The 12,239-nt window shown below is 65.0% G+C and carries 9 protein-coding genes and 1 pseudogene; 7 read left to right on the top strand and 3 right to left on the bottom strand.

Annotated elements, in window-relative coordinates; all coding sequences use genetic code 11:
- Nucleotides 1-39: 39 nt before the first annotated feature.
- The 6 genes from ACZI8Q_RS00360 to ACZI8Q_RS00335 all read left to right on the top strand — a co-directional run bounded on the left by ACZI8Q_RS00360 (nucleotide 40) and on the right by ACZI8Q_RS00335 (nucleotide 10,849).
- Nucleotides 40-969 carry a PAC2 family protein gene (locus ACZI8Q_RS00360; protein WP_463371510.1) on the top strand — a complete coding sequence of 310 codons (930 nt, stop codon included), beginning with the start codon at nucleotides 40-42 and terminating at the stop codon, nucleotides 967-969.
- 269 nt (nucleotides 970-1,238) lie between these two features.
- Nucleotides 1,239-2,336 (top strand): helix-turn-helix domain-containing protein, encoded by a 1,098-nt coding sequence (locus ACZI8Q_RS00355; RefSeq protein ID WP_463371509.1) that lies wholly within the window; start codon nucleotides 1,239-1,241, stop codon nucleotides 2,334-2,336.
- A gap of 174 nt (nucleotides 2,337-2,510) precedes the next feature.
- A complete protein-coding gene (locus ACZI8Q_RS00350; protein WP_463371508.1) occupies nucleotides 2,511-3,635 on the top strand; it encodes a hypothetical protein in 1,125 nt (374 codons plus the stop codon).
- A gap of 229 nt (nucleotides 3,636-3,864) precedes the next feature.
- The gene (locus tag ACZI8Q_RS00345) at nucleotides 3,865-5,316 is read left to right on the top strand and encodes a TIGR02677 family protein (RefSeq protein WP_463371594.1); all 1,452 of its coding nucleotides are present in this window, start codon (nucleotides 3,865-3,867) and stop codon (nucleotides 5,314-5,316) included.
- Nucleotides 5,313-6,665 carry a TIGR02678 family protein gene (locus ACZI8Q_RS00340; protein ID WP_463371507.1) on the top strand — a complete coding sequence of 451 codons (1,353 nt, stop codon included), beginning with the start codon at nucleotides 5,313-5,315 and terminating at the stop codon, nucleotides 6,663-6,665. Before ACZI8Q_RS00345 ends, ACZI8Q_RS00340 begins: the two co-directional genes overlap by 4 nt.
- Nucleotides 6,662-10,849, top strand: coding sequence for a TIGR02680 family protein (locus ACZI8Q_RS00335; RefSeq protein WP_463371506.1), 4,188 nt, complete (start codon nucleotides 6,662-6,664; stop codon nucleotides 10,847-10,849). The genes ACZI8Q_RS00340 and ACZI8Q_RS00335 overlap by 4 nt, the downstream gene beginning before the upstream one ends.
- A 66-nt stretch (nucleotides 10,850-10,915) precedes the next feature.
- Here ACZI8Q_RS00335 and ACZI8Q_RS00330 read toward each other — a convergent pair whose 3' ends face one another.
- The 3 genes and pseudogenes from ACZI8Q_RS00330 to ACZI8Q_RS00320 all read right to left on the bottom strand — a co-directional run.
- Complete coding sequence (locus tag ACZI8Q_RS00330) at nucleotides 10,916-11,218, bottom strand: addiction module antidote protein (protein ID WP_463371505.1); 303 nt, start codon at nucleotides 11,216-11,218, stop codon at nucleotides 10,916-10,918.
- Nucleotides 11,215-11,529 (bottom strand): type II toxin-antitoxin system RelE/ParE family toxin, encoded by a 315-nt coding sequence (locus tag ACZI8Q_RS00325; RefSeq protein ID WP_463371504.1) that lies wholly within the window; start codon nucleotides 11,527-11,529, stop codon nucleotides 11,215-11,217. The genes ACZI8Q_RS00330 and ACZI8Q_RS00325 overlap by 4 nt, the downstream gene beginning before the upstream one ends.
- Nucleotides 11,530-11,633: 104 nt before the next feature.
- Nucleotides 11,634-11,768 (bottom strand): annotated as a pseudogene (locus ACZI8Q_RS00320) (cysteine--1-D-myo-inosityl 2-amino-2-deoxy-alpha-D-glucopyranoside ligase); the annotation flags it as partial.
- Between the two features lie 287 nt (nucleotides 11,769-12,055).
- On the opposite strand from ACZI8Q_RS00320, the gene ACZI8Q_RS00315 reads away from it, so the two are divergent.
- Nucleotides 12,056-12,181, top strand: coding sequence for a hypothetical protein (locus ACZI8Q_RS00315; protein WP_463371503.1), 126 nt, complete (start codon nucleotides 12,056-12,058; stop codon nucleotides 12,179-12,181).
- Nucleotides 12,182-12,239 lie beyond the last annotated feature (58 nt).

Genomic DNA, 12,239 nt, shown 5'->3' with positions numbered 1-12,239 from the left:
AGTAGGCGCGCTCGGTTGCTCTGGTCGTAGGCTGGGCCTGTGAGCGCCAGTGAGTTCCCCGTCACGTCCGGAGAGCCGGACGACACAGCCGAGCGCAAGGAGTCCTTCGACGAGATTCCCGTACTACGCGACCCGATCCTCGTTGCCGCGTTCGAGGGGTGGAACGACGCGGGGGACGCCGCCAGCGGTGCGGTCGAGCACTTGGAACTCATCTGGGATGCGCAGCCCTTGGCCGAACTCGACTCCGAGGACTACTACGACTACCAGGTCAATCGGCCCACGGTGCGCCAGGTCGAGGGTGTGACCCGCGAGATCGTGTGGCCTGCCACACGCCTGTCGGTGTGTTCACCTCCGGGGAGCAAACGGGACATCGTCCTGCTCCGCGGGATCGAACCCAACATGCGGTGGCGCAGTTTCTGCGACGACCTGCTCGAGCTGGTGGACGATCTGAAGATTCACACGGTCGTCATTCTCGGCGCCCTGCTCGCCGACACCCCGCACACTCGCCCCGTACCCGTGACCGGTTCCGCATACAGCCGCGAAGCCGCGGAAAGATTCAACATCGAACAGACCCGCTACGAGGGTCCGACCGGCATCACCGGCGTCCTACAGGACACGTGTGTTCGAGCGGGTGTTCCGGCGGTCTCGTTCTGGGCTGCGGTCCCCCACTACGTGTCACAACCGCCGAACCCGAAGGCGACGGTTGCCCTTCTCCAGCGCGTCGAGGACGTTCTCGACGTCGAGGTCCCGCTCGGCGAACTGCCGAGCCAGGCCGAGGACTGGCAGGAAGCCGTCACGGACATGACGTCGGACGATGAGGAAATCGACGAGTACGTGCGCACTCTCGAAGAACGCGGCGACGCCGAAACGGATATTTCCGAGGCCATCTCCAAGATCGACGGCGACGCTTTGGCGGCGGAGTTCGAACGATACCTGCGCCGCCGCGGGCCCGGCGGTTTCGGAGCCTGACGCCGGCCGAACCGAGCCGAACGATGAGCTCTACCGCGATCCGGTCAAGGAGACACGGAGCCGGGCGACGGCCGGGGGATCGAACTCGCCCAATCGAGCGACCGAGCTGATAGCAGCCTCACGGATCGACAAGATCGAACCCCCTCCCCTCGATGCTGGTGGGTGGTGAGTGGTTGGTAACGGGACGATTGACGAGTGGCGATCGGTGTCGTCACCTATTCTGACTATCCAGCGATTCCGTCCGCGACCGATTATGGTACATTGTGGTCGTGCCCACCGATCGGAGCAAGACGACCGTCCCCAAACCCGAGCGCGACATCGACCTCTACCGGCGAGCCACCGCTGCGCTGCGGGCCGCACTCCCCCCTGGCTGGGATATCGAGTCCGGCAAGTCCCGCTCCCTCGCCGACGCGCCGGAGCGTTTGTCGATCTCCTCCCCCAATGGCGAGGTCGCGTCGTTCGCGGTCATCGCGGCGCGTGGCGTGCTCGCAGGGGACGCCGCCAAATTCGCCGAGAGCGTCGCAGGATCGGACCGGGGCTTCGTGTGCGCCCGTTACCTGTCGGAACCCGTCCGTAAACAACTAGACGACAAAGGACTCTCGTACGCCGACGCGACCGGCAACACCTCGGTGTTCGCGGACAGGCCGGCAATCTGGGTCCGCGATCGCGGCGCGGACGCCGACCCGTGGCGCGGCCCGGGCCGCCCTGCCGCACAGTTGACCGGTGATCCGGCCGCCCGTGTGGTTCGCGCCCTGGCCGATCATGTCGGCGAACTCACGGTGCCGGAACTCATCAGACTGTGCGGAGCCTCGACGGGAGCCACTTACCGCGTTGTCGAGACTCTTGTCGAGCGCAACTTGATCGAACGCTTACCGCGCGGCCCCATCATCAGCGTCAGATGGCAGGACATGCTTCGCGCGTGGAGCGCGGACAGCAGATTCCGGGACTGCCCCACCACCAGTTACTTCGCGCCGGGTGGAGTGGCGTCGGTCTTCGGCGGGTTGGCGAAGCATTCCGGGCTTCTCTACGCAGTGACCGGTTCTGCGGCCGCATCCCAGTGGACCGAGTACGCGCCTAGCACCCACTTGCAGATATACGCAGACAATGCCGACGCATTGGCCGAGGCTTTGGGGCTACGGGCGACCGAGGACAGCGGCGACGTCATCCTCGCCACGCCGCGGTCGGCGGCGATATTCGACCGGACGATCTTCCGCGACGACGTCCGTTACACCTTCCCGACGCAGGCCTGCGCCGACCTACTCACCGGCCGGGGACGGCAACCCGAGGAAGGTTCGCATCTGCTGACCTGGCTCGCGGACAACGAAACCGAATGGCGGGTTCCACTTCGCAAGAAGAAGCCGTCGTGACAGACCGCCGAAGGATGCAACGGGCCCATTCGCATCACTGTGGACTCTGTAGGGTTGCGCCCTACACGGTCTCGGATCGAAGATGACAGCGATCGAGCATCACGGAAACACAAGAGTTTCGGAATCGCGTGGCGGGGAAGAGCATCCGCCTGCAGCCGGAGTAGGGGTAGTCGTATGGCCATGGGAGTCGGGCTCAGGGTCGGCAACGTCGTGTCGACGGCCGTCGTGGCGTCGAACGACCCGGGTTCACCCGACCCGATCGTCATCGCCCGCGACACCGTCCTGCACATGTGCGGCGACGACAGCGCCGTCCTCGGTGGTTCCGCACCGGTGGACGTTCCCGGCGGGACGCAATCCGTGTCCGGCTTTCTGCCCCACGTGGGTGACCCGTCGGGCGTGACCACCAAAGACGGTTCACTGTTTCGCGCCGAAGACATCGTCGCCGGCGCAATGCGCTGCCTTCTTCGCGAGTGCGAACCGCTTCCCGATCACGGTGGCCGCACCGGTGGCGCACCCGACATCATGGCTGCGTATCCGACCAAATGGGACGCCACAGCAGTAGACGCTCTGCGTGATGCGCTCGATTTCGCCGACCTGTCATACGTGTCACTCATGTCCGACGCCGAAGCGACAGCAACGTGGTTCGAGTCCGAAATCGCCGAACGTCCAGGCAAACTGGTCGGCATCTATCACATCGACGACACCGGAGCCACCGTCGCACTCGTCCGCTCCGGTGTCGCAGCAGGTAAGGCATTTCGCTTCGCCGCGAGTGCCGACTCCTCCCCCACTTCCCGCATCGCGACAGCACTCGGAGCTTTCGGATGGCTGCCGGCCAACCTCGATGCAGTGGTCGTCACCGGCGACGGCCTGATCGCCCGAGACTCCACTGCGATCGCGGCAATTGCCGACACGGTCGGAACGAAGTTCGATGTGCACTGTGTCGTCGGCCCCGGGCCCGAGCAGACCGCAGCTCTCGGTGCAGCGATTCGCGCCGCCGGATTCAATCCGACCACCCACCGGGTGACCCCGATCGGGCTCCCTCCGTCCTACGACGTGACAGAGGTGATCGATGCCGTGGCATACGAGAAGCGCAAATCCGAACGCGACGGCGCATCACCCACACCGCCCGAATCTCCTGCCGGTGCCGGCAAGAAACAACCCCCTTTCACCAAGAAGTCGAAAGGGGCCGACAAATCGAAGAAGCGCCCTCGCCGGCGCTTGTTCGGCATGGTCGCAGGCATCACTACAGGCACTCTCGTCGCCCTTCTCGGAGTCTCGTACTTGGTTTTCGAACTCTGAAAGATCCGCACTGGTGCTGACCACGTCTACGTCGTAAACCGCAGCTCTCGCCCACGTGTTCGTTATATCCATGCATTCCGTCCGCGTCCGAGTCGTATCGCGGTTTCGCGGTGTCGAATCGACCGACAGCGTCACCGCCTAACCTGTCACGGTGACCGAATCCGCCGACCCCACCGAGTGGTCGCCCACGCCGAGCCGACTCGCCGGCCCCCTGGCCCAGGACGGCCGGTTGAAGCTGTTCGCGTTCGCGACCGCAGAGAAGCGAGCGGAATATCTCTGGGTACTGCGGGCCTTCGACAGCGCTCGGGCCAACTACGTCGTACTCCTGCATGCCGCCGAAGTGGCCCGCATCTTGGAGAAGATCGCCGCGGACGACCCGGCCGGGCTCCTCTCCCCTACCGAGATCGGCCCGTTGCTCGAGCAACTCCACGCCTGGGAGGTTCTCGAGCGCAGCTACGACGGCACTCGCGCCGCCACCCTCGCCGAATACCGAAACCGGCACTTCGTCTACCAGTTCAGCCAGGGCGGTTACCACACCTTCCGGGCGGTCGAAGGTGTGCTGGCGGCCAGGCACGACGAGGCTTCCCTGTCACGTCTGGCCCTGCCCGATCTCCTGGACGACCTGGTGGATCTGGCTGCGGCGAATCGCGGTGGAGACGAGGACGCGGTGTACCGCAAGCTCGGCCGTCTCGACGCCACGCTCTCCGAGATCGCGACCCGAGCGTCACATTTCTATCTGACTCTGGGAGATCTGGTGCGCACCACCGAGATCACCCCTGAGTCCTTCCTGTCGCACAAGGACGCACTGCTGACCCACATGCGGGAGTTCGGTTCCGATCTGGCCCGATACACACCCAAGATTGCCGACGCCATCGCGAACGTCGAGGCCACCGGAACCCAGGAGATGTTGCAGCGAGCGGCACGCTCCGACGAGAGAGTGTTCCTTCCGTTTGCCGAGCGACTCGACGACTGGACGGCTCGCTGGGCCGGAGTGACCAAGTGGTTCGTTGCGGAGCAGTCGGGGCGAAGCGAGTCCGAACGACTGGGTGACGGCACGATGAGTGCGATCAGCGCCGTTCTCGCCTTGTTGCGCCGGGTCACCGAAACCCGCAAGGGTGGGGTGAGCCGCGAAAGTCAGTTGCGTCACCTTGCCGGCTGGTTTGCGGCCGCGCCGTCCGAACCTGCCGCACACGCCTTGTTTCAGGTGGTATTCGACCTCGGTAGACCTCGGCATCTCGCGGTTGTCCATCCCGACGCGGACCTGATCCCCGACTCGCGATCCTGGTGGGACGCGCCGCCCATCGAGATCTCTCGCACTCTCGCCGAAACCGGCCGTCCGCCGTCACCGGGTCTTCCTGCACGCGTACAACGCAACGACGGCGGTGTACGCCGATTACGTGAAGAACAGCTGACGAAGCAACAAGCGCGAGCATCGGCAGCACGCTCGCTCGCCGACGGCGGCGCGTACGAGCGCACACTCGACGACGCGGAGACCGATGTACTCCTGAGTCTGCTAAACACTGCGCTCACTGCCCGGGTGCCCGTGAGTGGACGGATCGAGAAGGCAAGCGGATCCGAGAACGGAGTGAAATTGACGCTCAGCCCGCACGACGAATCCACTACGGTCCACACTGCCCGCGGCTCGCTGCACCTCGACGGGCTACGGGTGAGCATCCGGTGAGGGCAGAGCACATATCGCCGCTGACCCTCGATTCCTACCAACGCGCAGCGCGGGTCGTTCTGTCCCATCACCTGGTGACCCGGTCCTATCCGGATCGAGCCGCACTCCCCCAGGTCCGCCGGTGGGCCACGGAACTGCGCGATGACCTTCTCGAGCTGTTCGGATATCGACTCGAGGTCACCGAGACCACCGCGCGATTGTTCACCGTTGCCGATCACCTCGATCCCGCGATACCGGCCAGAACTCCCAGCGATCGAGTTTTCGACCGTTGCCGCTACGCGTACCTGACCCTGTGCTTGGCAACTCTCGGACGGGCCGGGAATCAGATCACGCTCTCCGAATTGGCCAACCACGTTGCTGCCTCGGCCGCCCAGGTCGACGGCGTCGACCTGTCCACCGAACGCGCGGCCGACCGCGATGCCTTCGTGGACGCCGTTGGTTGGCTCGCCGCTCGTGGAGCCATTGGTCTCACCGATGGCGACGCCAGCGGGTGGGCCGCGAATCCGGATGCGGGAGAGGCGCTCTACGACATCGACCGCGCTGTGGTGGTCGCGCTCTTCCGGCCTCCGCAGGCGCTCCAGCATCTACGGTCCGTTCAGGGCCTTCTCGTCGATCCCCCAACCGACGCCAAGGCAGTGCAGCGACGAGTCCGCCGCGCCCTGGTGACCCAACCAGTGCTGTACGCGGCGGAGCTGGACGACGACGAGCGCCTGCAGTTGGCACTGCCGCGCACCACATCGGAACTGGAGCTACTCACCGGCCTCGTAACCGAGCGACGCGCAGAAGGCGTCGCGATGATCGACACTTCGGGCCGCCTGTCCGACACGCGATTCCCTGGTACCGGCACCGTCTCACAGGTTGCCCTTCTCCTCGCCGGCGAAATTGCCGACCGCGTCTCGAATCCTGATGCGCCCGAGCTGACGCACCTTCCGCTTCCCGCGCACTCGACGGCACTGATCGACGAACTCGACGCCGCTATCCCCCGCTCGGGAATCTTCGAGGGCCTGGCCGACGAACTCGCGGCCGATCAGGATGCGCAGGCCCGGGTCGAGCGTGACGAAGTCACGACCTTCCCACTCATCGAGCACAGCTGGGTGACCGACACTCTCCACACCCTCGTGGATCGTTTCGGTAAGACGTTCGCAGCCGCATGGCAGGTCGACCCGGAGGGCCTCGGAAAGGCGGCAATCGACCTTCTGGAACGCCTCGGCCTGGTGACTTCGGTCCCAGGCGGCATCCTGATTCTGCCCGCGCTCGCACGCTACCGAGGGGTGACCGTCACCATCCGAGAACGCACTCCCGAGATCGACCTGTTCCAGGCCACCAGCAGTGAGGACACCAACGCATGAAGAACGCACGCTTTCGTCCCACGCGCGCCGGCATCATCAATCTGTGGGACTACCGGGATCAGGAATTCTCGTTCGCCGACGGCAGGCTCGTGCTGCGGGGACCGAACGGATCCGGTAAGACCAAGGCTCTCGAGGTGCTCTTCCCGTTCGTGTTCGACGGCAGAATCGAACCGCGTCGCCTCAATCCGTTCGCGGGCGAGGAACGCACGATGAAGTCGAACCTGCTCTACCGCGGCCAGGAAAGTGCCTACTCGTATGTGTGGATGGAGTTCTGCCGCGGCGCCAAGGATGATCCGGAAGCCGTCACCGTGGGGATAGGCATGCGGGCCAACCGCACCAACGACAAAGTCACCCGCTGGTACTTCGTCGCGGACGGGCGGGTCGGAATCGACTTCTCCCTCCTCGGCAGCGACGATCGCCCGCTCACCAGAAAGCAGCTGGCCGAGCAGATCGGCACCGACTGCCTCGAGGATCGTCCGGTCGATTACCGCGCCGCGATCGACGCCAGGCTGTTCGGCCTGGGAGTGGAGCGCTACGACCAACTCATCAATCTCATCCTCACGCTACGGCGGCCTCAGCTGGCGAAGAATCTGGACCCGAAGGGGTTGTCCCAGGCCCTGACCGATGGGCTACGTCCCCTCGACGAACAGCTCGTCCTCGAGGCGGCACGGTCGTTCAGCGACATGGAAGAAGTGGGTCGCGCACTCGAGGGCCTGACCGTTGCCGATCAGGCCGCTCAGAGTTTCGTGGGCGTCTACACCTGCTACCTGAAGCAACAGGCCAAAGCAGAAGTCGACCAGCTCACCGTTCGGCTCGACGCAGTTGCCCGGTGTGTGTCAGACCTGCACTCGGCCACGGCTGAACAAGAGCGTGCCCGTTCGGCGCGCAGTGCTGCCGAAGACGAGTTCGCCGCAGCCGAGCGGGAACTGGACCAAGCCACCGCGAATCTGGATGCACTCACCCGGTCGAGCGCGTACGAAGGTCGAACTCAACTCGATGACCTGGCGCAGGCCGTCTCCACCCTCGAACGTTCCACTGCGGCACAAGTGGACAAGGCGGGGAAGGCCGCAGTCGCCCTCGAACAGCGCTCCGAAGAAGCGGCGAGGTCACGCGACGCCGTCTCACGTGCGGCCGAGACACTGGTGCGCGCCGAGGACGACCTGCAGGCCGCTGCGGAGGACGCCGGAATCATGTGGACCGCGCTTCCGGAATCTGCACGCAGCGACCAGTTGACCAATGCACTTCGCGGCCACGCCGAAGAGCGTGACGGCGACGTGCGTGCGGTTCGCGCTGCCGCTGCAACCGTCGAGAAGGCCGCGGCGGCGCGTGAGCGTGCTGCTACTGCGACGCGCCGCAGTCAGGATCAACACGAGGCCGCACGGGCGGCGATCCTCGAAGCCGAGGCCGCGGTGACGGCAGCGCGAAGCGAATGCGGTGTCGGACTGCGCTCGTGGTGGACGAACAATTCCGACCTCTTCCGGGAACTCGGTGTGCCCGACACGCTCTTCGACGAACTGGACGCGGCACTCGGCCGCGTGGAGGACGACGACGCACCTTCCCTGGCCGAAGTCCTGTCACGACTGACCTCCGACGCGGCGGAAGCAGTGCGCGCAGACAGACACCGCGCCGAGGGGAGGGTCGAGGCAGCCGAGACGACGTTGACCGAACTGCAGTCGACGCGCCTATCGATCGAGGCAGAACATGACGATGCACCGCAACCATCGCCGTCGCGCACTGATGCCCGCACAGACCTTCCAGGCGCTCCCCTGTGGCGTCTGGTGCGGTTCCGTGCAGATGTGGAAGCGCCGGTAGCCGCAGCCGTCGAAGCCGCTTTGCAAGCTACGAATCTGCTCGATGCCTGGGTGACCGACGACTTCGACGCCCTCGCCAACGCCAAATCGGAGCAGTTCCTCCGTCCACTACCCGCGGGGCAGCGCCCCACGGACAACACGCTCGCAGATGTGCTCGAGGCCGAGGCCGACGCGGGAGTTCCGGAAAGGTTCGTGCGCGAAATACTGGCCTCCATTCAGTTGCTGGACAGCGTCTGGACGGATACCTCTCCGGCAGACGGCGCGATCTCACCAGTTCCCACTGCCCTGGACTCGACCGGGATGTTCCGTCAGGGTGTCCTGCTCGGCCGACACTGCAAGGCAGACGCCGAATACATCGGTGCAACGGCGCGGGAACGGCGCCGAGTTTCTCGGATTCACGAGCTCGACGAGTCGATCACTGCAGCCGAACGCACAGTGCAGGAAGCTCGCGCAGCCGAGGAGAGAGCGCGGATACTGCTGGCTCGGGCGGCCGAGGTCAGCTCGACTCTTCCGCGCACCAACAACATTCGGGCCACGCTGAGATCGGTGACCGAGTCGGCTGGTGTCCTGCGGACCAGATCCGAGTCCGCGACCGCCGAGGCTCGGACACTGGATCAGACGATCACCGAGCTCACTGCACAGGAGAAGAAGCTCCGCAGCACGGCTGCCACCCACCGGACATCTCACCTCGAACGTGAACTCGATTCGCTCGCCGCAGCAATTCGCCATTTCGAGCAGCGCGGCGAGACGGTCCTGCGGTGCAGGCGCGATCACGCACGCGACGTCGAGCATGCAGCGGAGTCCGCAGACAGGTTGACCGAGGCCCGTTTCACCGCGGAGGAGCTCGCGGAAGAGGCTGCCGTCGCGGAGGAGTCGCTCGTGCAGCAAGCCCAGCGCCTCGAGACTCTGCGTGAGTCGCTCGGTGCGAGCGCCGAGCAGATCGACGCACAGCTCGAGGAGGCGCACGCTCGTATCGAGGTGTGCAAGCGAGCGCAACGCACAGCCCGGAAGGCCGACAAGGATGCCGGAGAGGCGATCGGTAAGGCAGAAGGCGCGCACACCGCAGCGGTCACCGCTTTGCGGGTTGCTCTCACCGAGACTCACAACGATGCTTCGAGGCTCGCACCGTACGCGCGACGGGATCTGTTGGAACTCCTGGGAGTCGACACCGAGCATGCGTGGCCGGCCAGTGATTCTGCCTGGCTCACCCCGGATCAGTTGACATATCGCTTGCAGCACGGCGAAGACGTCGGCGTACTTCCGGCAGACGTACTAACGCTGCATCGGGCACTTGCTCAGGCCACCGAGTCGGTGCGTGCCGGCGGGGCCGCCCGCAAGTCCAGCCGAACGGCACTGACCGCCGCGCTGCAGGAGTTCGAATCGCAACTCGCCTCCTCCGGCCAGGATTACCGGCTGCAGTGGGACGCCCCGGAGGGTGTGACGAAGGTCCAGGTCCACGACGACGAGGGCACGTCCGCCGTCGGACAGTTCGCAACCAGAATTGCTGCGGCGCGGGCCGATCAGGAGCTTCTCCTCACCGATTCCGAGCGCCGTATTCTCGAGGACGCGCTGCTCACCGGCCTCGCGCAGCAGATCCACGAACGCACTGTCGACGCGCGCCAGTTGATCGCGAAGATGGGCGCCGAGATGCGCGAACGTCACATGTCCTCGGGCAGCACGATCGGCGTTCACTGGGTACTCGCCGACAATCTCGACGACAGCGCGCGGGCCGTGTCGAAGCTGTTGGAGCGGGATGCGACGGCACTCGGTTCGGACGAACTCGCCACCATGCGTGCACATTTCGCCGCGCAGATCCGTACGGCGCGGGCCGCTCATCCGGAGCGCTCGTATCCTGAGATTCTCTCTGCGGCCCTCGACTATCGTCGCTGGCGGGTGTTCTCGTTCACCCTCGTCGGTGCCGACGGCAGCGAGGACCGGCTCACGGTCGCGCGGCACAGCGCACTGTCGGGCGGCGAGCAGTCGGTGTCGCTGCACCTGCCGTTGTTCGCGGCCGCGCACGTGATGCTCGACTCCGCCGACCCGCACGCACCGAGACTCCTGGCGTTGGACGAAGCATTTGCCGGTGTCGACGACAACGGCCGCGCCGAACTACTCGGCCTGAGCGTGCAGTTCGACCTCGACCTGTTCATGACCGGCTACGACCTGTGGATCACCTACGCGGGTGTGCCGGGCTGCGCACATTACGACCTGGCGCATTCCTCGGCGGAGCAGACCGTGAGCGCGGCACTGCTCGTCTGGGACGACGGGGAACTCCTCGCCGAGCACGACGGTTCAGATCTCGCCAGTGCCCTCGGTTCGCCACTACGACGACGAGTTCCCACTCCTGCCGAGGGCGCACTCGAATTCGTGTGACCCACCCCTTGGTGGCCTTCCCAGTGGCGCCGCTAATCCAGACCAGGGACGTGCGAGCCCACCATGTCAGGCTTTGGCCTCGAAGTGCAGTCGAAGCCCGAGTGCGCGGGACACCTTGATGACGGTGGCAAGGCTGGGGTTACCTTCTGCGGACAGTGCCTTGTAGAGTCCTTCGCGGCTCATCCCGGCTTGCCGCGCGATCTGGCTGAAGTTGCGCGACCGAACGATGGATCCCAGCGCTCGGACAATCACCGTCGGGTCATCGTCGCTCTCGTCGATGACTGCCTCCAGATAGGCGGCGACATCTTCGACGGTGTTCAGGTAGTTCGCCGAATCGAATGGGGCGAAGTTCTCGGTTTTGGTGCTCATTCGTATGTTCCTTGTGTGCGACGCCAGGTGTCGGCGATGAGGTGGGCCGCCCTGATATCCGTCTCCTGAGTTGACTTGTCTCCGCCAGCCAGTAGCAAGATCAGACGGTCGCCTTCACGCAAGAAGTACACGCGGTATCCAGGTCCGTAGTTGATGCGCAACTCGGAGATGCCTCCGCCGACTGGCTTGACGTCTCCGTGGTTGCCGACCGCCAACCGGTCGATCCGGATGAGTGCGCGCGCGACCGCGCGACGGTCCTTCAGTTTTCGTAGCCATCGGTCAAATGTCGCTGATGTGGCAACTTCGACCATGTGTCAACTGTAGTTAACAGTTGGAGGGTGCTGCAACCCCTCCTGCCATTGTTCGCTTTCGCCGTGTCCGGTCCCGCCTGGTCCCGAGTGACCCGATCCCGCTGTCAGGACGCGATATCGACTCCACGAAGAGCGTCGACGGCATCGGCGACGAGCGACGGTGCGGCGGTCAACGCGTCCAGCGGTTTCGGTGTGTCCAGGTCATCGGCGAGATGCTGGCGAGCACGACGGTTCGAATCTCGCGAACGCCCTCGGTTTGCCACTCCGCCGCGCGCGAACCTGGAGAGAAGCCGGGCGAGCCGCCTCAGGCCATGTGGCCGGCAGGCCACGACTCGAAGCGTCACGGCGGCGACGCCGTGAACCCACCTACGGGGACCAGGGCGATTCATCGTGATGAGTTGTCCGTTGACAGTGAAGGCTGAGTGAGGGTGTTGATTTCACCACTCCAAGGGTGTCTATCGGAGTGCACATTTCCCATCTGAGAATGGATTAATCACATAGCCGCACAACCCGAAAGAAGGCCCCCATGCGCCGGATCGCATTCACCGCAATGACCGCACTCACCAGCGTTGTCGTGGCCGCGTCCGTGTCGACGGCCGCAGCCGCGTCGACTCGCGCCACCTCACGGCCCAGCTCTCGACGATGGTCCTGATGCAATATGCATCCTGATTCCACTTACTTGCGCGTCTGGGTTGAATGTCCAGGATCAG

Source organism: Rhodococcus quanlei, assembly GCF_055231015.1.
Note: the sequence above shows the minus strand (reverse complement) of the source record. Positions and strands in the feature narration are given on the sequence as shown.